The 19,923-nt window shown below is 66.0% G+C and carries 15 protein-coding genes; 8 read left to right on the top strand and 7 right to left on the bottom strand.

From position 1 onward, the window contains the following. Positions 1–15: 15 nt before the first annotated feature. The 4 genes from G6N68_RS18065 (at position 16) to G6N68_RS18050 (ending at position 3,322) form a co-directional block, all read left to right on the top strand. A complete protein-coding gene (locus G6N68_RS18065) occupies positions 16–672 on the top strand; it encodes an Rv1363c family protein (RefSeq protein WP_163715082.1) in 657 nt (218 codons plus the stop codon). Further along, a complete protein-coding gene (locus G6N68_RS18060; RefSeq protein WP_240355528.1) occupies positions 669–1,403 on the top strand; it encodes an Rv1363c family protein in 735 nt (244 codons plus the stop codon). Before G6N68_RS18065 ends, G6N68_RS18060 begins: the two co-directional genes overlap by 4 nt. 74 nt (positions 1,404–1,477) lie before the next feature. Then, a complete protein-coding gene (locus tag G6N68_RS18055; RefSeq protein ID WP_308205898.1) occupies positions 1,478–1,909 on the top strand; it encodes a CAP domain-containing protein in 432 nt (143 codons plus the stop codon). 42 nt (positions 1,910–1,951) lie between these two features. Further along, a complete protein-coding gene (locus tag G6N68_RS18050) occupies positions 1,952–3,322 on the top strand; it encodes an MBL fold metallo-hydrolase (protein WP_163715078.1) in 1,371 nt (456 codons plus the stop codon). On the opposite strand, the gene G6N68_RS18045 is transcribed toward G6N68_RS18050, so the two are convergent. The 3 genes from G6N68_RS18045 to G6N68_RS18035 all read right to left on the bottom strand — a co-directional run bounded on the left by G6N68_RS18045 (position 3,313) and on the right by G6N68_RS18035 (position 9,694). Next, the gene (locus G6N68_RS18045) at positions 3,313–4,959 is read right to left on the bottom strand and encodes an NAD-dependent malic enzyme (protein WP_163715075.1); all 1,647 of its coding nucleotides are present in this window, start codon (positions 4,957–4,959) and stop codon (positions 3,313–3,315) included. The genes G6N68_RS18050 and G6N68_RS18045 overlap by 10 nt on opposite strands. Before the next feature lie 90 nt (positions 4,960–5,049). After that, entirely contained in the window at positions 5,050–5,388 is a 339-nt protein-coding gene (locus G6N68_RS30190) for a hypothetical protein (protein ID WP_205351372.1), read from the bottom strand. A gap of 106 nt (positions 5,389–5,494) precedes the next feature. Further along, a complete protein-coding gene (locus tag G6N68_RS18035; protein ID WP_371871618.1) occupies positions 5,495–9,694 on the bottom strand; it encodes a bifunctional nitrate reductase/sulfite reductase flavoprotein subunit alpha in 4,200 nt (1,399 codons plus the stop codon). 294 nt (positions 9,695–9,988) lie between these two features. Here G6N68_RS18035 and G6N68_RS18030 point away from each other — a divergent pair, with 294 nt between their 5' ends. Then, positions 9,989–10,492 (top strand): LppP/LprE family lipoprotein, encoded by a 504-nt coding sequence (locus G6N68_RS18030; RefSeq protein WP_371871617.1) that lies wholly within the window; start codon positions 9,989–9,991, stop codon positions 10,490–10,492. 31 nt (positions 10,493–10,523) lie between these two features. On the opposite strand, the gene G6N68_RS18025 is transcribed toward G6N68_RS18030, so the two are convergent. Beyond that, the gene (locus G6N68_RS18025; protein WP_163715068.1) at positions 10,524–12,455 is read right to left on the bottom strand and encodes an acyl-CoA dehydrogenase family protein; all 1,932 of its coding nucleotides are present in this window, start codon (positions 12,453–12,455) and stop codon (positions 10,524–10,526) included. A 120-nt stretch (positions 12,456–12,575) separates the two neighbouring features. Here G6N68_RS18025 and G6N68_RS18020 point away from each other — a divergent pair, with 120 nt between their 5' ends. Beyond that, the gene (locus G6N68_RS18020; RefSeq protein ID WP_163715065.1) at positions 12,576–13,316 is read left to right on the top strand and encodes a VIT1/CCC1 transporter family protein; all 741 of its coding nucleotides are present in this window, start codon (positions 12,576–12,578) and stop codon (positions 13,314–13,316) included. On the opposite strand, the gene G6N68_RS18015 is transcribed toward G6N68_RS18020, so the two are convergent. Beyond that, positions 13,239–15,776: an ATP-binding cassette domain-containing protein gene (locus tag G6N68_RS18015; protein ID WP_240355526.1), complete on the bottom strand. Its 2,538-nt coding sequence runs from the start codon at positions 15,774–15,776 to the stop codon at positions 13,239–13,241. The two genes, G6N68_RS18020 and G6N68_RS18015, sit on opposite strands and share 78 nt — an antisense overlap. 107 nt (positions 15,777–15,883) lie before the next feature. Then, a complete protein-coding gene (locus G6N68_RS18010) occupies positions 15,884–16,360 on the bottom strand; it encodes a MarR family winged helix-turn-helix transcriptional regulator (RefSeq protein WP_163715062.1) in 477 nt (158 codons plus the stop codon). A 208-nt stretch (positions 16,361–16,568) separates the two neighbouring features. Here G6N68_RS18010 and G6N68_RS18005 point away from each other — a divergent pair, with 208 nt between their 5' ends. Then, positions 16,569–18,536 carry an ATP-binding cassette domain-containing protein gene (locus G6N68_RS18005; protein ID WP_240355525.1) on the top strand — a complete coding sequence of 656 codons (1,968 nt, stop codon included), beginning with the start codon at positions 16,569–16,571 and terminating at the stop codon, positions 18,534–18,536. After that, on the top strand, positions 18,533–19,396 hold the full coding sequence (locus tag G6N68_RS18000) for a CbiQ family ECF transporter T component (RefSeq protein WP_163715054.1): 864 nt from the start codon (positions 18,533–18,535) through the stop codon (positions 19,394–19,396). Before G6N68_RS18005 ends, G6N68_RS18000 begins: the two co-directional genes overlap by 4 nt. Here the strand turns inward: G6N68_RS18000 and G6N68_RS17995 are convergent. Next, positions 19,393–19,839, bottom strand: a complete 447-nt coding sequence (locus tag G6N68_RS17995) for an Rv2324 family transcriptional regulator (protein WP_163715051.1) — start codon at positions 19,837–19,839, stop codon at positions 19,393–19,395. The two genes, G6N68_RS18000 and G6N68_RS17995, sit on opposite strands and share 4 nt — an antisense overlap. Positions 19,840–19,923 lie beyond the last annotated feature (84 nt).

Here is a 19,923-nt window from a genome sequence, read left to right as displayed (position 1 = left end):
TGAGTGAGGAGCAACATGGCCGACGAACCTGACACCCCGGATGTCGAAGTCGATGACGTCACCGAATCCGTGGACGTTACCGAGGCTGAAGACGTTGAAGACACCGACCTCGACGAGGTCGACGAAGTCCAAGAGGCGGACGAGTCCGACGAGGGCGAGGGCACGTCCACCGACCGGCCCGCGCGCCGGCGCCCCACCCCGGTCGTCTGGGCACTGGTCGCTTCCGGTTTCATCGTGGCACTGCTGATCGGATTGACCGGCTGGTATGGATACCGCGCCTACCACGAGCATGAGGCCAAGGCGCAGCGCGAATTGTTCTTGGCCGCCGCACGTCAGGGAGCGGTGAACCTGACAACCATCGACTACACCGAAGTCGACACCGACGTACAGCGGATCCTGGACTCGTCCACCGGAGCGTTCCGGGACGACTTCGAGCGGCGGGCCGCTCCGTTCGTCGAACTCGTCAAGGCGGCGCAGTCGAAGTCAGAAGGCACGGTCACCGAGGCCGGATTGGAAGAGCAGCACGGTGATTCGGCTCAGGTGCTGGTGGCGGTCGCGGTGAAGTCGCGCACCGCCGCCGGCGAGGAGGCACCAAGGGAATGGCGGATGCGAATAGAGGTCAAGGCCGTCGGCGACGACGCCAAGATGTCGAGCGTGGTGTTCGTGCCATGACGACCGTGAGCGAAAGGACCGACGGCGCTAGCACCACTTCGAGCTACCCGGATCTGGAACCGACAGCCGAAAGCGCGTTGCCGCAGGAAGATTCGGACGAAACCCAGATCGACACCGTGACCGAGGTTGCCGAGGCCGACGCCGACGAGGACCCGAAGGCGGAAGAATCCGACGCCGATGAGGACGACTCCGATGAGGCGTTGGACGCTGAGTCCGAGACCGAGACCGCTGGGGAAAAACCGCCGATCGCATGGTCACGGGTGCTGGCGTACGGGGTGCTACCCGGTCTTGCGTTGGTCCTGGCTCTGACGGCTGGCTACTTCCGATGGGTAGCCGTATCGGAGGCCGATGCCGCTCAGGCGCGCAGCGAGACCGTGCGGATCGCCAGCGAGGACGCGGTCGCGTTGCTGTCATACAAGGCGGACACCGCCGAAAAGGAACTTGGCGCGGCGCGCGAACGACTGACGGGTGACTTCAAGGACGCATACACGTCCCTGACGCGCCAGGTCGTCATTCCGGGCGCGAAGGAAAAGCACATCTCGGCCGTGGCGAAAGTCAATGCCGCCGCGTCGGTGTCGGCCACCGAGAACCACGCGGTCGTGCTGTTGTTCGTCAATCAAACGGTGACGATGGGCGAGGGTGGCACTCCTACGGATACCCAGCCCGTCATTCGGGTGACGTTAGAGAAAGTCGATGGCAAATGGCTGGTTTCGCACTTCGACCCGGTATGACCCCCGGTAAGACCCATAGCCTTGGCGCCCTGACAGCACTGCCGGTGGCCGTAATCCTCACGGTAACAGGGGTATTGGCGGCCCCAGTCGCTCATGCCGACAACAAGCGGCTCAACGACAGTGTCGTCTCGGCCGTCTACACCATTCAGCACCAGGCCGGCTGCACCAACGATGTCATCCCGAACAACTCGCTGACCCTGGCCGCTCAATGGCACGCCGACGACATGATGAACAACCGAAGCATCAACGACGACATCGGATCCGACGGATCGACGCCGCAGGACCGGGCCAATGCCGCCGGGTTTCGCGGCCGGGTAACCGAGACGGTGGCGACCAACCCGGCCTTGTCGATCAGCAGCCTCGAGCTGGTCAAACAGTGGTACTACGACGACTATTCGATGTCCATCATCAGGGACTGCGCCAACACCGCCATCGGAGTGTGGTCGGTGAACAGCCTGGACCGCACCGTCGTGGTCGCCGTCTTTGGACAGCCGGCCCCGCGCTGAGAAAGGCCCGCGCATTATCGGCAGCAGCGGCAGGGGGAGCAGATGATTTTCGAGCAGCATTATCTGACCTGTCTCTCGCAAGCCTCGTACCTCGTCGGTGACGAGAGCACCGGCCGGGCCGTCGTGGTGGATCCACGCCGCGACGTCGGCGTGTACCTCGAGCAGGCGGCACAACTCGGCCTGCGTATCGAGCGGGTCATCGAGACGCACATTCACGCTGACTTCCTCAGTGGGCACCTGGAATTGGCCGCCGCGACCGGCGCGGTGATCTGCTACGGGGAGGCGGCCGAGGTCGAGTACCCCATTGAGCCACTGCGCGACGGGCAACGAATCTCATTGGGTGAGGTGACCTTTGAGATCCTCGCGACACCCGGTCACACCCCGGAGTCGATCTCCGTCGTGGTGTATGAGCACCCGGACGACGAGGTGCCCTACGGCGTGCTCACCGGTGACACGCTGTTCGTCGGTGACGTGGGGCGACCAGATCTGCTGGTGGGTGCAGGAATTTCGGCGGACAACCTCGCCCGCAGGCTCTACCAGTCGTTGCACGGGAAGCTGCTCAAGCTGCCCGATACGACACGAGTGTTTCCCGCGCATGGCGCCGGCTCTGCCTGCGGCAAGAACTTGTCCAGCGAGACCTGCTCCACCATCGGCGAACAGCGCCGCAGCAATTACGCGGCCAACATCACCGACGTGGACGCATTCGTCGCCTCGCTCACGTCGGACCAGGCGGTGCAACCGCGGTACTTCGAATACGACGCGCGGCGCAACCGACAGCAGCGCCAGCTGTTGAACGGCAAGCCACCGGACCTCTTGGCCATCGATGAGGTATGGACGCACGCCCAGGCCGGCGCGAACCTGCTCGACAGCCGCGGACCCGCCGACTTCGCGGCCGGACATTTGCGCGGGGCAGTCAACGTCAGCCTGGACGGGCGCTTCGCCGAGTGGGCCGGCGCCGTGTTGGACTACGACCGCGACATCGTTCTGGTCGGGGATCCCGCACAGGCGCTGGAGGCCCGAGTGCGCCTTGCCCGGGTGGGGTTGGACCGGGTGGTCGGTCAATTAGACGACCTTGCAACGGTTTTCGCGGTCCGCCCGGAGCTTGTTCAGCACACCCGCCGCCACACCGCCGATCAGCTTGGCCAGCTGCACGAATCGACACCCGACCTGCAGCTGGTCGACGTGCGCGGCAAGGGCGAGGTGGGCGACGGCACGATACCCGGAGCGCACCACATCCCGCTGCCGGCGCTGGCCGACTCCCTGGCCCAGCTCGACCGGGCGGCGCCGGTGGTGGCGTACTGCGCCAGCGGCACCCGCTCCATGATCGCCGCCAGCCTGCTTCAGGCGTCAGGCTTCGCCGACGTCGCGGACCTGTCCGGCGGTTTCGGCGCCTGGCAAGGGCATCAGTCGTAGGTGGGCCACCACATCGTGTCCTGGATGGCCTGTTTGACGTTGTCGTGCGTTCTTGTCGCGACTCCGTCGGCCACGGCGGCCTCATAGACGGCTTCGGCGACCGCCGCCGACGTGGACCGCAAGTCGCAAACATCGGGCAACAGCGAGTCGCCCGGATCCTTCGGGTTGGCCAGCAGCGCAATCGCTTTGGCAGCGGCGTGCAACATGCCCTGGGTCAGCAACCGAGCGCCGGAGATGATCACCCCGAGCCCGATGCCCGGGAAGACCAGCACATTGTTGGCCTGGCCGATGGTGTAAGTGACCCCGTTGTATTCCACCGGCGCGGCCGGGCTTCCGGTGGCGATGAGGGCCTTGCCCTTCGACCACTGCACGATGTCGACGGGCATGGCCTCCATCCGGGAGGTCGGGTTGGACAGTGGGAAGATCATCGGCCGCTCGCAGCAGGCCGTCATCGCCTCGACCACTTCTTGGGTGAACGCGCCGGACACCGCCGAGCTGCCGAGCAGGACGGTGGGGGAGGCCAACTTGATGGCCTCGAGCAGTCCCACCCGTTCCCCGGGCGCAACGCCCAGCTCTCTACGGTTCTTCGCGTAGGGCACCTGGAAGTCGCGCAGGTCCGCCATGTCGTCGAAGAGCAGGCCCTGCTTGTCGATGGCCCAGATCTGCGACTCGGCCTGCTCTATGGTGGCGCCGTCGGCGACGATGGCGTCCCTGATCTGATCGGCGACACCGATCCCGGCCGTGCCGGCGCCGAACACGATGATGCGTTGGTCGCGGAACCGAGTGCCGTTGGCCTCCGTCCCGCCGTCGACGGCGGCCACGACCACCGCGCCGGTCCCTTGCACGTCGTCGTTGAACACGCAGTATTTCGAGCCGTATTTCTGCAGGATCTTGCGCGCGTTCGCCGGGCCGAAGTCTTCGAAATGCAGCAGCGCCCGAGGAAACATCTGGTGCGCGGTTTCGATGTAGTGGTCGATGAACTTGTCGTATTCCTCGCCACGCCGTCGGCCATGGCGAACGCCCAGATAGAACGGATCCTGCAGTAGCTGTTCGTTGTCGGTGCCGACATCGAGTGACACCGCCAAGGTGCGGCGCGGGTCGATGCCGCCGCCGGCGGTGTACAAGGCCAATTTGCCCACCGCGATCTGGATGCCTCCGACGCCCCAGTCGCCGATACCCAGGATCGCCTCGGCGTCGGTGCACACGATCAGGTCGATGTCGTCGGGTCCTTGGCCGAGCGTTTCGAAGGCCGGGCCGACGTCCTCGGGTTGGTCGATGCTGAGGAAAAGTCCCCGTTGCCCGCGGTATTCGTCGGAGAACCGCTGGATGGCTTCCCCGACGGTGGGTGTGTACACCACCGGCATCAGCTCGGGCAGATGGTCGGTCAGCATCTTGAAGTACAGCAGTTCGTGGCGGTAGTGCAACTGCTCGAGCAGCAGATTGCGTCCCAAATCCGTTGCCATGGTTTGCAATTGGCGCCACACCCGCTCCGCCTGCTGCTCGAGCGTGAGTACCGCGGACGGAAGCCGCCCGGTCAGCCCCAGCCGTCGCCGCTCCTCATGGGTGAACCCGACCCCGCGATTGAGACTGGGTGTGGACAGCGCGGCGGGAAAACGTGGGACGTTGACATCGCCCATGACGACCTCCGGGGGTGACTTGCTCGCGTCAAGTCACCGTAACGTCAGTCGAGGCCGATGGGCGCTAAGTAAACGCGATGAATACCGCGATCAGACGCTCAGCGCGGCGTCCGCAGCGCTCGGGGTCGAGTTCTGCATCGAGCCGGCTGTTGAGGCGGGGGTAGCGTCGGCGGTCGAATCGTTAGCGGCGGCCATCTCACAGACGCACGGCGTAGCCCGCTTGCGCGACTCACGCCACAACTCAAACCCGCGCTTGCGCTTGATGTGCTGGGCGTAGACCCGGTCACACTGCGCTTGGGAGAATGCGAGATCCAGCTTGACGGGCAATCCCGCCCAGTCAACCCGGTCGAACGGCGAGGCCCCGTCGGACGGGGTGTCATCTGGCGCGGCGGCGCGTAGCTTGCATTGCAACGGGCATTCCCGAGTCACGACTGCATCCCTTCCCGCTAGTGCTAACTCGACTCTCGGGTGAATGCTGCGACTGAGATGTTTCCAGTGCTGGATTCGGGATGTTTCCGCCGTATTAACTCTTGTGCTAATAGACGTCGCGGTGGTACCGCTTGTCGGCGCTCAGTGCGCGGACGTAGGCCCGGGCATCGTCGGCCGCCAGCCTGCCGTGCTCGGCCACGATCTCGCACAGGACACGGTCGACGTCCTTGGCCATGGGGTCGGCGGTGCCGCAGACGTACAGCTGCGCGCCATCCTGCAGCCACTGCCACAGCTGGGCGCCGCGCTTGCGCATCAGGTGCTGCACGTAGACCTTGTCGCGCTGGTCACGCGAAAACGCGAGGTCCAGCTCGGTGAGCAGCCCGTCGGCGTGCATCGCCTCGATCTCGTCCCGGTAGTAGAAGTCGGTGGCGGCGTGCTGCTCCCCGAAGAACAGCCAGTTGGGTCCGGTGTGGCCGAGTGCGCGCCGCTCCTGCAGGAAGCCGCGGAAGGGTGCGATCCCGGTGCCCGGGCCGACCATGATCATCGGGGTCTCGGGATCGCTGGGCGGACGGAAATTCGACGGCCGGACGTACACCGCGATCTGATCGCCGGGGGAGCGGTCCGCGAGGTAGGTCGAGCAGACCCCGCGCCGCGGGACGCCCTTGAAGTTGTAGCGCACGGGCGAGACCGTCAGATGAATCTCGTTCGGGCTCACCTTGGGGCTGGAGGAGATCGAATACAGCCGCGGCTGCAGGGGTTTGAGGATGGCCAGCCACTCGTCGGCGGTCGCTCGCACCGGTAGCTGCGCGAGCAGGTCGACCGATTGGCGGCCCCAGGTCCAGTCGGCGAGGGCGGTCCTGTTCTCCGGACGCAGCAGGGCGGCCAGCTCGCTGTCACCGGAGCGTTGCTGCACGAACCTGAGCAGGTCCGGGCTGATGTGGGCGATCTCGAGCCGGTCGGTGAGTGCGGCACGCAGTGACATCGCCCCCTGGTTGGCCAGCTCGACCGTCGCTTCGCCGTCCAGGCCCGTCACCGTCAGCCATTCCTCGACCAGGTGGTCGCTGTTGCGCGGCCAGACCCCCAGCGTGTCGCCGGCCTCGTAGCTCAGTGCTGATTCCGGAAGATCAAACACCAACTGCCGCACATCTTTAGCCGACTGCGCCCGGGTGAGCGTGCAATTGCGCACCAGGTTGGTGAGCAAGGGCCGCTTCTTGGTGAACCGTGGCGAATCGGGTCGGGGCTGCTCCCGGGTCACGGTGACCGCCGGCCCACCCGGCACAGCCGGTCCATCCGGCTTACCCGTATCCGTCAGTGCGCGCAGGACCGCGTCCAACCAGCGTGCCGCGGCGTCCTCATAGTCGGGTTCGCAGTCCACCCGCTCGGCGATGCGGGTGGCCCCCAGCGCGGCGAGGCGCTCGTCGAGCTTGCGTCCGTAACCGCAGAAGTCGTGATAGTTGGAGTCGCCCAGTGCGAGAACGGCGTACCGGGTGCCGGCGAGGCGGGGCGCCTCGTCCGATGTCAACGTGTGCCAGAATCCGGCGCCGTTGTCGGGCGGGTCGCCGTCCCCGGTGGTACTGGTGATGACCAGCAATTCCGTCGTCGTCGACAGGTCCGCGATGGGGTAGTCGTCCATGCTGTGCAGGGCGACCGGCAGCTGGGCGTCCCGAAGTTTGGCGGCGATCTCTGCGGCGAGGTCTTCGGCGTTGCCGGTCTGCGACGCCCACAGGACCACGATCGTTTTTCGCTCGGCGACCGGTCTGTCGGGGTGGAAACCGATCAGGGGCGGGGTCACCGGCTCCACGGGGGGTTCGGTCTGGGGCTCGGTGCGCGCGAACATCCCCGCCAGCAGACCGTCCAGCCACAACCGGGTGGCGGTGTCGAACGGAGCGCTGGCGGGAACGGTGGGTACGCCGGGCATGCGGCGACCAGATTCCGACCGGAGCCCGGCCATCAACCCGGCGAGGTAGGAACGGGCGAAGGGGCCGAATTTCGGTATCGGTTCACTTGCCACCCCGAGCATTTCGGCCAGCGCGTCGACGTGCGACACACTGAAGTTCTCGGCGTCGTTCAAGTGAATTGGCGCGGGCTCATCCGCCTTGGCGGGCGTAGCCGGGGTACTGCCCGAGTTAGGCTGAGCGGCGGCGACTTTGGTGAGGCTGACGGCACACACCTTGTATTCCGGCTGGCGCGATATCGGATCGATGGCGTCGTTGGTGACGGCGTTGATCGACAGGTACTCGCCGTAGCTGTCGTTCCAGTGGAAGGGGGCGAAACAACTCCCGCGCCGCACCCGGTCGGTGACCGCGGCGGGTAGCACCGCTCGGCCACGGCGCGAAGCGATTTCGACGCGGTCGCCGTCCTGGATCTGGAGCGCCTCAGCATCGTCGGGATGAATCTCGACGAAGGGCCCGGGGTTGAGTTTGTTGAGCTTGGCGACCTTGCCGGTCTTGGTCAGCGTGTGCCACTGATGCGCCAGGCGCCCGGTGTTGAGCAGGAACGGGTAGCCGGTGTCGGGCATTTCCTCGGCGGGCAGGTGTGGGCGGGCGAAGAACACCGCACGACCGCTCGGGGTGGGGAAGGCGAGGCGCGGCACGGTGCCGTCCTCACGCACGAGCTGGGTCTGGCTGACACCGTCATTGCGGTAGCGGATCGGGTTGCGGCCGCTGGCCTCAGGAGGGCACGGCCACTGCACGGGTTCCCGACGTAGCCGCTCGTGGCTGATCCCGCGCAAGTCGTAACCGGTTGCCGGGTTGGAGAACCGCTTGATCTCGTCGAACACGTCCGAGGCGGTCTCATAGTTGAAGTGGTCCGAATACCCCATCGCACACGCGATCCGGGCGATGATCTGCCAGTCCGGCAGCGCTTGCCCGGGCGGCTCGACGGCCTGCTGGGACAAGGTCATGGTGCGTTCGGAATTGACCATGATGCCGTCGGACTCGGTCCACAGCGCACCCGGCAGCAACACGTCGGCGTATGCGTTGGTCTCGGTCTCGAAGAACGCGTCCTGGCTGATCACCAGTTCGGCCCGTTCCAGTCCTGCCAACACCGTTTTCCGATTAGCCACGGTGGCAACGGGATTGGTGCAGATGATCCAGCATGCCTTGACCTGGCCGTCGGCCATGCGGGAGAACAGGTCGATCACACCGGCGCTGACGTCGGTGCGCAGCGACCCTCGTGGAATGCCCCACTGGTCCTCGACGAACTCCCGGTCATCGGCGGACAGCACCGAACGCTGGCCCGGCAAACCTGGTCCCATATAACCCATCTCGCGACCGCCCATCGCGTTGGGCTGCCCGGTGAGCGAGAACGGCCCGCTGCCGAGTTTGCAGATCGCGCCGGTGGCCAGATGCAGGTTACACAGGGCGTTGGTGTTCCAGGTGCCATGGGTGCTCTGGTTGAGACCCATTGTCCAGCAACTCATCCAGTTGCCGGCTTCACCGATCAAGCGGGCCGCCGTGCGGATGTCGTCGGCGGGGATGCCGGTGATTTCGCTGACCTTGTCGGGGGTGAATTGTTCCAGAAAGGCGGGCATGTCCTCCCAGCCTTCGGTGAACTCGGCGATGAATTCGGCGTCGGTGTGGCCGTTTTCGACGATCAGGTGCAGCAGCCCGTTCAGCAGTGCCAGGTCGGTGCCGGGGGCAATCTGCAAGAAGAGGTCTGCCTTTTCTGCGGTGGCGGTGCGGCGCGGGTCGACGACGATCAACTTCGCGCCGGCTTTGACGCGCTCCATCATCCGCAGGAACAGGATCGGGTGGCAGTCCGCCATGTTCGCGCCGATGACGAAAAAGACGTCGGCGTGCTCGAAGTCTTCGTAGGAGCCGGGCGGGCCGTCGGCGCCCAGCGACAGCTTGTAGCCCGAACTGGCGCCGGCCATGCACAGCCGTGAGTTCGACTCGATCTGGTTGGTGCCGATGAACCCTTTGGCCAGCTTGTTCGCCAGATACTGGGCCTCGATGGACATCTGACCAGACACGTAGAGCGCGACGGCATCTGGCCCGTGTTCGTCGATGATGGTGCGGAGTCGTCGCGCGCTTTGTTCGATGGCGTCGTTGATGTCGATGGCCTCGAAGGGTTCGGCGCGAACATCCCGGTAATGCGCCGATTCCATCCGACCCGGTCCGGCGAGCATGTCCGCGGTGGTGGCGCCTTTGGTGCACAGCCGGCCGAAATTCGATGGATGACTAGTCTGCCCAACGGATTTAGCGATGTGACGGCGACCGCTTTTCGGGTCCGTTGTGATCTGCAACACGACGCCACAACCCACGCCGCAGTAGGTGCACGTGGTGTTCACGGCATCCCCAGCCACGTGACTTCCTTCCTGATTCATGGCGCCAACCTGCGCAATGTGTGCTCGCAATCGTGCGACAGCGATGTTTCGAGATGAGATTCCCGACGTTTCGGCGGCTTTACGTAGTTCTCGCACGGGTCTATAGGCCGTAGTGCGTTCTGTGAAACAGCGCCAAAACAGTGGTCGACAGTGACCACGGGAACGATCAGACGTTCGTTGCCCACGCTACTCGCGACAGCACCCTGGTTAGGCCCACCACCTGGGTTTTGACCAAACCGGGGGGACACTCACAGGGTTCGCTAAGCTCGCCACGTGCGTGGTCAACTCAGCGCGGTGGCGGTGGTTCCTGGTCTGGTTGCCTGCCTGCTGGTCGGTGGCTGCGGCGACAAACCGCGACCACCGGCGGCGTCGCGGTCGGACACCTGCCAGGTTTCCGACGGGCCGTCGGCCGACACTGTGCGCCGGGCGATAGCGTCGGTTCCGGTCGAGGTGCCGGGGTCCTCCTGGGTCGAGATCGCCCGGGGCCACACCAAGAATTGCCGTCTGCACTGGGTGCAGATCATCCCGACGATTGCCTCGGAGTCGACACCCCAGCAGGTGTTGTTCTTTGACCGCAACACACCACTGGGTCCGGCCACGCCCAAACCGAAGCCGTATATCTCCGTGCTGCCGCCCGCCGATGACACCGTGCAGGTTCGGTATCAATGGCGGGTCGGCTCCGACGAGGAATGTTGTCCCAGCGGCAGCGGCACCGTGAAGTTCCAAATCGGACCGGACGGCAAGCTAACGGCCCTGGGCCCTATACCTCATCAATAGCGTTGGCGTGCAACGGCTCCACCGTTGTCGCCTAGTCGGGCAGATTCTCCGGGTGCAGCATTTCGGCGTACCGCAACGGTTCTGGGATGCCGAAGCCGTCCACCAGCGTCTGAGCGTGCGGGCGCAATCGCCGGCAGCGGTCGTTGATGCCGCGGGTGACCGCCTTGGCGCGTTCGGTCGACAGATAGGTGTGCTCGATGTACCACGCCTTGTCCTCCTCGATCACCGACAACGCGTAGAGGTCGCACACCAAGTCGAGCAGCTCGCGGGCCTCGGGGTCCTCGCACGACTCGATTCCGGCGACGAAGGCTTCCAACACGACGCGGTCGATGTGGGCCTGCGCCGCGTGCAGCACGTGGTCCTGGACGGCATTGAAGGCGTCGAACGCCGACAACTCCTTGGACTTTGCCTGTAGTCGGCGGGCCACCGACGACACCAGGTACTCTTCGCGCTCCTCGAACATATTGACCTGGGTGCCGCGGTTGAACAGGCTGCCCTCTTCTTCGCTGTCCTGTCGGGCGTCCACGATGCGTTGCATGATCGCTTCGGCCGCAGTGCGTTTCATGACTCGATCGCTAACGGTGTTGGCGGCGAACCGGACCCATTCGACGGGGCTCATGCTCTTGATGTCATCCGCGTAGGCGGTGAGCAGTTCTTTGGCCACCAGCTGGGTCAGCACGTGGTTGTCGCCCTCGAAGGTGGTGAAGACATCGGTGTCGGCCCGCAGGGCGATCAGCCGGTTCTCGGCCATGTAGCCCGCACCGCCACAGGCCTCCCGAGCCTCTTGAATGGCCCGGCTGGCATGCCAGGTGTTGGCCGCCTTGAGCCCGGCGGCACGAGCTTCCAGTTCGCGTTGCTCTTCACTGTCGACGACGTCCGACGTCTGCAGGTCGTGGGTCTTGGACACCAGCTCGTTCTGCGCGAACTGCAACGCATAGGAGCGCGCGATCAATGGGAGCAGCCGGCGCTGATGCACCAGGTAGTCCATGATCACCACTTCTTCGCCGTCGGGCCCGCTGAACTGCTTGCGCTGCAACGCATATCGGGTGGCGATGTCCAACGCCACGCGGGCGGCGGCGCCTGCGCTACCGCCGACCGTGACCCGGCCGCGGATCAAGGTGCCGATCATGGTGAAGAACCGGCGATTCGGGTTGTCGATGGGTGAGCTGTATTTGCCGTCCGGTGCAACCTCGCCGAACTTGTTCAGCAGGTTCTCGCGCGGAACCCGAACGTGGTCGAAGATGATGCGCCCGTTGTCGACACCGGGCAGACCGCCCTTGTAGTGGCAGTCCGATGTCGTCACACCCGGCAGGTCATTGCCGTCGGCGTCGCGGATCGGCACCAACACGCAATGCACACCGTGGTTGACCGGCTTGCCGTCTTCGTGGGTGATCAGCTGCGCGAAAACCGCTGCGATGGTTGCCGTCTCCGCGGCGCCGCCGATGTAGTCCTTGCGGGCGGTTGGGGTGGGGGAGTCGATGATGAACTCTTCGGTCTCGGGATCGTAGGTCGCCGTCGTCTCCAACGCCTGGACGTCGCTGCCGTGGCCGGTCTCGGTCATCGCGAAACAACCGAGCAGTTCGAGAGTGATGGTCTTCCTCACGTAGTCCGCGTGCCGCTCGGTGCCGAGGTTCTCCACCGCACCGCCGAACAGGCCCCATTGCACGCCCGCCTTGACCATCAGCGACAGGTCCGACATGGCCAGCATCTCGATCATGGTGATCGCCGCGCCGACGTCACCGGTGCCGCCGTGCTCTTTGCGGAAACCCTCGTCCGACACGCCGGCCGTGGCCATGATCTGCATCTGCTCGGCGACCTTCGCGCGGGCGATGGCGGTGGTGGGGGTGTAGTGCGGGCGGAACGCTTCGTGGTGCAGCTTTTCCCGGGTCTGGTTCTTGATGTCGCGCCAACGCCCGTCCAAAGCGTTGCGCAGATGGTCGGCAGTGCTTGTCGTTTGGGCCATACTCGACCGTAACGTGCAATTTGCGTCGCGGGAATAAAGTTATGCATTGAATTGCGTGCGTGCCGCCTCTTTTGCAGACCGCTCGGAAAGACCTACCGCGGGTTGCGTTTAGATAGCGCAATGCCCCAGGAAGACTTGGACGACGCGGACGGTCACGCCGACCCGGCCCATGCGTCTGATGTCGGACACACTCACTCCGACGTCAGCGGGGGGTGGCTGCGGGCGGCCGTGTTCGGGGCGATGGACGGCCTGGTCAGCAACACCGCGCTGATCGCGGGCGTGGCCGCCGCGGAAAGCGCCCACGCCACCGTGGTCAGCGGCATCGCCGGCCTGCTAGCCGGGGCGTTTTCGATGGCCTTGGGTGAGTACACGTCGGTGACCACGGCCAATGAACAGATCGAGTCGGAAGTGCACGTCGAACGTCGCGCGTTCCGCACCCGTCAGGAGGCCGAACGCAAGGAACTGATCGCGATGCTGATGCGGATGGGCATGACCGAGGCGACCGCGCGTGCCGCTACCGAGGAAATCCACCGCGACGAAAACAAGGCGGTCGGTTTCCACCTGGTGCAAGAGATCGGCGTGGATCCCGCCCAGAAGCCGTCGGCCCGGTTGGCGGCGACGTCATCCTTCGCGATGTTCGCCATCGGAGCGCTAATCCCGCTGCTCCCATACCTTCTCGGGTATGGGTCATTGGTGCCCGGGTTGTTGTGCGGGGGGGTCGGGTTGATGGTTGCCGGTGGCCTCACCGCGCCATTCACCCGCAGGCCGATCTGGTGGGCTGCCTTACGGCAGCTGGCCTTCGGCACGATCGCCGTGGCCGCGACCTATTTGGTTGGCCTGCTCGTTGCGACCCTCATCTGAAGGACGGTCGTGCTGGGGGGTGCCGCTCGGGTGGGTCCGGCCTTGAGCGCTAGCAGGGGTCACCGGTCGTAGTCGATAGAGGAGGTAGCCGGCCCACAGCGCGCCGAGAACGGCGAGGATGCCCATGTCAAACACCCACCAGCCCGCGTAATGAGTCCACGTCTCGTTGTGGACGGCCAGCGCGTCGACCCTGCGCACGTCAACGGTGGCGGCCGACGCCGCGAACCCCCATCGGGCCGGAATCAACCAGGAAATCTGGTCCAGGCCCCATTTGCCGACCAGCGGCAGGATGCCTCCCGCGAACAGGACGGATGCCAGCACGACCGGCACGAACAGCGGTAAGACCTCGCGCAGGGACCTGCCCAACGAAGACAACGCCAGGCCCACGATTGCCGACACGACGGTCGTCGCGGCCACGGCCGCGTAGAGCTCCACATCCGCACTGCCGAGCAGGGTCGCGCCGTAGGCCGGGCCGCCCTTGACGACGATGATGACGGTGGTCAGGATGGCGGCCTGGATGGCCGCGACCGCGCCGAACACGATGAGCTTGGCGAGCAGATACGCCGACGAGGCCAGTCCCACGGCCTGCTCTCGTCGGAAAATCAGGCGCTCGCCAACGATGTCGCGGATAGTCAGCGTGGTGCCCGCAATCACCGCGGCGATGTTCAGCGCGGCCAGCATTTCGATGGCTTGATGCGGGTTGGGTCCGGACGAATCGGACCGGTTGAAGCCGGAACTGCCGGGCACCAGCAGCGGCAACGCGGCCAGCGCGCACGTCAGCAGCAGCAGGAAGAGCAAGAAGTAGTGGCCGGCGACCAGCAGGCGAGCCTGGCGCCGGATCATCAACCAGAGCTGCTGGCCAAATCCGGGGCTGGCCGGCGTTCGCATCGGCCTGGCGACCGACGGCGGGGTGAGCCACACCGAGGCCTGTTGGCGGTTGAGAAACGTCTGGTGGGTACCCTGCGGGTCGGCACTGATCCGGCCGAAGATCTGATACCAGTCGACCGTGCCGAACGCGGATTCGAGCTGCGTGGGCGGTCCGGCGAAGGCCAGAGTGCCGGCGGGCGTCAGCAGCAGCACTTGGTCGCACATGTTGACATGCGCCAGCGAGGGAGTTGCCACGACGACCACGCAACCGAGGTCGGCCTGTCTGCGCAGTACCGACATGACGTGGTTTTCCTGCACGGGATCCAGGCCCGCGGTCAGCTCGTCGACGACCAGCAGGGACGGCCTGGTGAGAAGTTCGACCGCCAGCGATGCGCAGCGGCGCAGCTCGGGCGGCAGTTTGCCCACCCGGGTCTCGCGGTGGGGGGCCAATCCGAGTTCATCGATGAGCTGATCCACCACCCTGCGCCGATGGTCGGGTGGCGTGTCGGCGGGCAACCGCAGCTCGGCGCCGTATTCCAGCGCACGTTCCACCGTGAGGTTGCGGTGCACCCTTTCGTCGCCGGACACGACCCCCACCCGGAAGCGCATCGCTTCCGGCTCGGCATGCACGTCGTGCCCGTCCACCGTCAACACCCCGGAAGTGAGTGGTCGGGTGGTGCCCAGCAGCCCGAGGAGGGCGGAGTTGCGAGCCCGCGACGGTCCGGCAACCGCTATGAGCGCCCCCGGGCGCGCCGTGAACGTGATGTCCGACAGCAGCGCATGTCCATTGACGGTCAGGCCCAATTGGTATGCCGAGATCCCGATCGTCCGCGCGCCGGGTTGTAGCGGCAGCCGGCTGGTTGTCGGATAGGGCTCGCCGGTGCTGGTGTCCGTGCCGGTGTCGATGATTGCGCCCGCCCCGGTGTGAGTGGGCGGTGGCGGGACTTCTTCGCTGGCGGGCCGGGCGGGCACCTCGATCAACTCGGTGGACGCCGGCTCGGGCGGCCCCGCCGGCGGCGGTTCCGGCGGGACGGGCAGCGGTGTGGTCTCCCATTCGGCCGGAGGGTGCTGGGTGGTCGGTTCGGGCGCAGGCGGTTCCGCGGGCGCGACGGGCTGGGGGGCCGGGGGTTCGGGATCCGCCTCCGCGGGCGCCGCCGGAGGCGCTGCAGTGGCGGGATGCGCTTCAGCGGGCGTCGGTGGGTGCTCCGGAGCAGGCAGCGGCACCGGTCGCGGGGGATCGGTGGGTTGTGCCGACGGACCAGGGGGCGCGCCGAGCTGGAAGCTCAGTCGGGGTCCCCGCTCCGGATCGCTCAACGTAATCGACTGCCCGTCGGCGATATCCAAGGTCGACACCCGCGCGCGACCGACGTAGAGCCCGCGGCCGCTGCGGTCGATGGCCACCCAATGGGCAGCGCTGTACCGCAGTACCAAGTCCGGGATCAGCTCCGGCGGGGTGTTCTGGTCCACCAGGCCGGGCCGGTCCAGCCGGATGTCGGACTCTTCGCCGACGCCGACGATCACGTCGCGGCCTGGATGAAAGACGTAGTGCAACGGCCCGACCCACACGGTCAATAGCGAGGTGTTCGATGTCAAAGTGCCTCGCTTTGCATGGCCGCCACCCTGTTGATGCTGGACTAGATACCTACCCGTTGACGCCTACTACTCACGATTACCAGCCCAGGATTAGAACGAGCTATTCACTACAGAGTATTGCGGCCCGGTGCCGCAGCGGCATTGTCGAGCAAGCGGCGCAGCACGTCGACCGCCTCGGCCAACACCTGGCGCTCGCTCGGTTCCAGCCGAGCCAGCTGCGGCTCGATCGCGGCCGCCCGATCGGCGCGAACCGCGTTCAGGGTGCGAATTCCTTCCGGCGTGATGCGAATGCGGACCGCCCGCGCATCTCCGGGGTCGGTGGTGCGTGACACCAGGCCGGCCTCTTCGAGCCGGCGTACCTGCGTGGTCATCGTTGGTTGCGAGCAGTGGTCGACGGCGGCCAGATCGCCAATGCGCGCTTCGCCCTGAGCTTCAATCGTCGCCAGCAGTCGCGCCTGCGCCGCGGGCAGCGGCATTTGGATTCGCTGGGTGGCCAGCCTGTTGAGCCGCGCCACGACGGCCAGCAGGTCGGCTCCCAGGCCGTGCAGCGCTTCGGTGTCTCGACCGACGGCGGATGAACTCATATGCCCATCGTTGCATAGCTTTGCTATGAGAGACCAACCGTGGACCAGCGTGTTTCGCGGGCATATGCACGGGTGCATGGAAAGCGGTGTAGTGCACCGGCTTAGCGTCTGTCCTGGCAGAATCGATGAAGTGAGCTCGCCGGACTCTGCACATACCCACCATCAGCGTGGTCCGTTGCGTCCGAGCGAACTTGCTCAAGCATCGGTAATGGCCGCGTTGTGCGCGGTGACCGCCATCATTTCCGTCGTCGTCCCGTTCGCCGCGGGCCTTGCGCTGCTGGGTACCGTGCCCACCGGACTGCTGGCGTATCGCTACCGGTTGCGGGTGCTGATCGCCGCGACAGTCGCCGCGGGCATGATCGCCTTCCTGATCGCCGGCCCGGGTGGCTTCATGGGGGTCGTTCACAGCGCCTACATCGGCGGGCTGACCGGCCTCGTCAAGCGCAAAGGTCGCGGCACGCCGACGGTGATCGTGTCGTCCCTGATCGCCGGACTGATCTTCGGCGGCGCGATGGTCGGCCTGTTGGCAGTCATGACCCGGCTGCGCTCGCTGATCTTCAAGGTGATGACCGCCAACGTCGAAGGGCTTTCGTCGTTCCTGGGTCGGATTGGCTTGCCGCGCGTCGGCGCCGACCTCGAGCGGTACGTTGCGCAGGGCTTGCACTACTGGCCTTGGGTGCTGCTCGTCTATTTCACCGTCGGCATCATGATCGTGTCGCTGATCGGGTGGTGGGCACTGTCGCGCCTGTTGGAGCGGATGCGCGGGGTGCCCGACGTGCACAAGCTTGACGCCCCCGTGCATGACGACGGCCCGATCGGGCCGGTTCCGGTGCGTTTGACCAACGTGCGCTTCCGGTATCCCGGAGCCAGCCAGGACGCATTGCCCGAGATCAGTCTTGAGGTCAATCCCGGCGAACACCTGGCGATCACCGGCGCCAACGGCTCCGGAAAGACGACGTTGATGTTGCTGCTCGCCGGCCGCGAGCCGACGTCGGGCACGGTCGAGCGCCCCGGGTCGGTGGGCCTGGGCAAGCTGGGGGGCACGGCGGTTGTCCTGCAGCACCCGGAAAGCCAGGTCCTGGGCACCCGGGTCGCCGACGACGTTGTCTGGGGACTGCCACCCGGCACCAAGATCGACGTCGACAAGTTGCTCGCCGAGGTGGGCCTCGAAGGGCTGGCCCAACGGGACACCGGAGGCCTGTCCGGCGGGGAACTGCAGCGCCTTGCCCTAGCGGCGGCGCTGGCCCGGGAGCCGGCCATGCTGATCGCGGACGAGGTCACGACGATGGTCGACCAGGAAGGTCGCGAGGGGCTGCTGCGCGTGCTGTCCGGACTGACCAAACGACACCGGACCGCCCTGGTGCACATCACGCACTACAACAACGAGGCCGATTCGGCCGACCGCACGATCAAGCTCAGTGATTCGCCGGACAACACCGGACTCGAGACCTCGGATGTGCCGATGCCCGCCGTCGGCGCTGACGGCGACCACAAGCCGGCCCTGGAACTCATCGGGGTCGGGCACGAATACGGCAGCGGCACACCGTGGGCGAAGACCGCGCTGCGCGACATCAATTTCGTGGTGGAGCAGGGCGACGGGGTGCTGATCCATGGCGGCAACGGCTCGGGTAAGTCGACGCTGGCGTGGATCATGGCCGGGCTGACAGTTCCGACGACGGGCGCCTGCCTGCTCGACGGCCGGCCGACACACGAGCAGGTCGGCGCAGTGGCGTTGTCGTTCCAGGCGGCGCGGCTGCAACTGATGCGCAGCCGCGTGGACCTCGAAGTCGCGTCGGCGGCGGGCTTTTCGCATCGCGATGAGGAGCGGGTCGCCCAGGCACTGAGCGTGGTGGGGCTGGATCCGGCACTCGGCAAGCGCAGCATCGACCGACTCAGCGGTGGTCAGATGCGCCGGGTGGTGCTGGCGGGTCTCCTCGCGTGTTCGCCCCGGGCGTTGATCCTCGACGAGCCGTTGGCGGGACTGGATACGGCCAGTCAACGCAGTCTGCTGCGGTTGCTGGAGAACCTGCGCCGCGAGCAGGGCTTGACGGTCGTGGTCATTTCGCACGACTTCGCCGGGATGGAAGGGCTGTGTCCGCGCACGCTGCATCTGCGCAACGGCACGGTGGAATCGGCGTCGACGGCGTCGCTGCCGGGGGCGGGAGCAGCATCATGACTTCGTCCGTCGTGAAATCCTCGGCCGCCAACCGCCGTGGCGTGAAGCGGCCCGGCCGTCCGGTCGTGTTGCTGGTTCCAGTGCCCGGCGAATCGGTCATCCACAACATGTGGGCCGGAACCAAACTGCTCGTGGTGTTTGGTATTTCGCTGCTGCTTACGTTCTATCCGGGTTGGGTGTCGATCGGCCTGATGTCGGCTCTGGTGCTGGTGGCCGCCCGGCTTGCGCACATACCGCGCGGCGCCCTGCCGTCGGTGCCGCGCTGGCTGTGGATCGTCATCGCGATCGGCTTCATCACCGCCGCGCTGGCCGGCGGGACTCCGGAGATCACGATCAACGGCGTCGAGATCGGACTCGGCGGGGCGCTGAACTTCCTGCGGATCACCGCGCTGTCCATCCTGCTGCTCGCCCTAGGGGCGATGGTGTCCTGGACCACGAACATCGCCGAAATCGGGCCTGCGGTAGCCACCTTGGGGCGTCCACTACGACTGCTGCGAATACCGGTGGACGAATGGGCGGCCACGCTGGCGCTGGCGCTGCGTGCCTTCCCGATGCTGATCGACGAGTTCCAGGTGCTCTACGCCGCCCGGCGCCTGCGGCCGAAGCAAGTGGTCAAGGGCCGCAAGGCCCGGCGTCGGCAGCGCTGGCTGGAGATGATCGATCTGCTCGCCGCGGCGATGACCGTGACGCTGCGGCGCGGCGACGAGATGGGTGACGCGATCACTGCCCGCGGCGGCATCGGTCAACTGTCGGCCAAGCCGGTGCGTCCCAAGCTCGCAGACTGGGTGACCATCGGGATCACCGTCGCGGCCAGTGCGGCGGCGGTGGCGATCGACACGATCTTCATCGCGACCTACTAGGGCCGCATCCGGTCGATAAGGTTCGACAACACCACAACGCTTTCGCTGCGTTCGATGTCAGCGCTCGACCGAATGCGCTCGAGGGCGGTTTCCAGGTGCCGCATGTCGCGGGCCAGCACGTGCAGGATCGCATCGGACGTGCCGGTCACGGTGGCCGCGGTGACGACCTCGGGGATGTCGACCCATGCCGCCCGCAGCTGATCGGGCGCGATTCTGCCGCGGCAGAACACTTGGACGTAGGCCTCGGTGTTCCAGCCGAGCGCGTTCCGGTCGATCACGGTGGTGAATCCCTTGATGACGCCGTTGTCGACCAGTCGGTCGACGCGGCGTTTTACCGCCGGTGCGGACAGGTTCACCTTCAGCCCGATCTCGGCGAACGTGGCCCGCGCGTTTTCGGCCAGTTCGACCAGGATGCGCTCGTCGGTGTCGTCTAGCCGATCCACCGCACACCTCCATCTGCCCTGGTGCAACAAATCTTCGTTTATCAGGTATTGGCACAATATCCTAGCTATGTATAAGCAAGAATC

The organism is Mycobacterium bourgelatii, assembly GCF_010723575.1.
Taxonomy (GTDB): Bacteria; Actinomycetota; Actinomycetes; order Mycobacteriales; family Mycobacteriaceae; genus Mycobacterium; species Mycobacterium bourgelatii.
The sequence above is the reverse complement of the archived record's forward strand: the minus strand, read 5'-3'. Positions and strand labels throughout refer to the sequence as shown.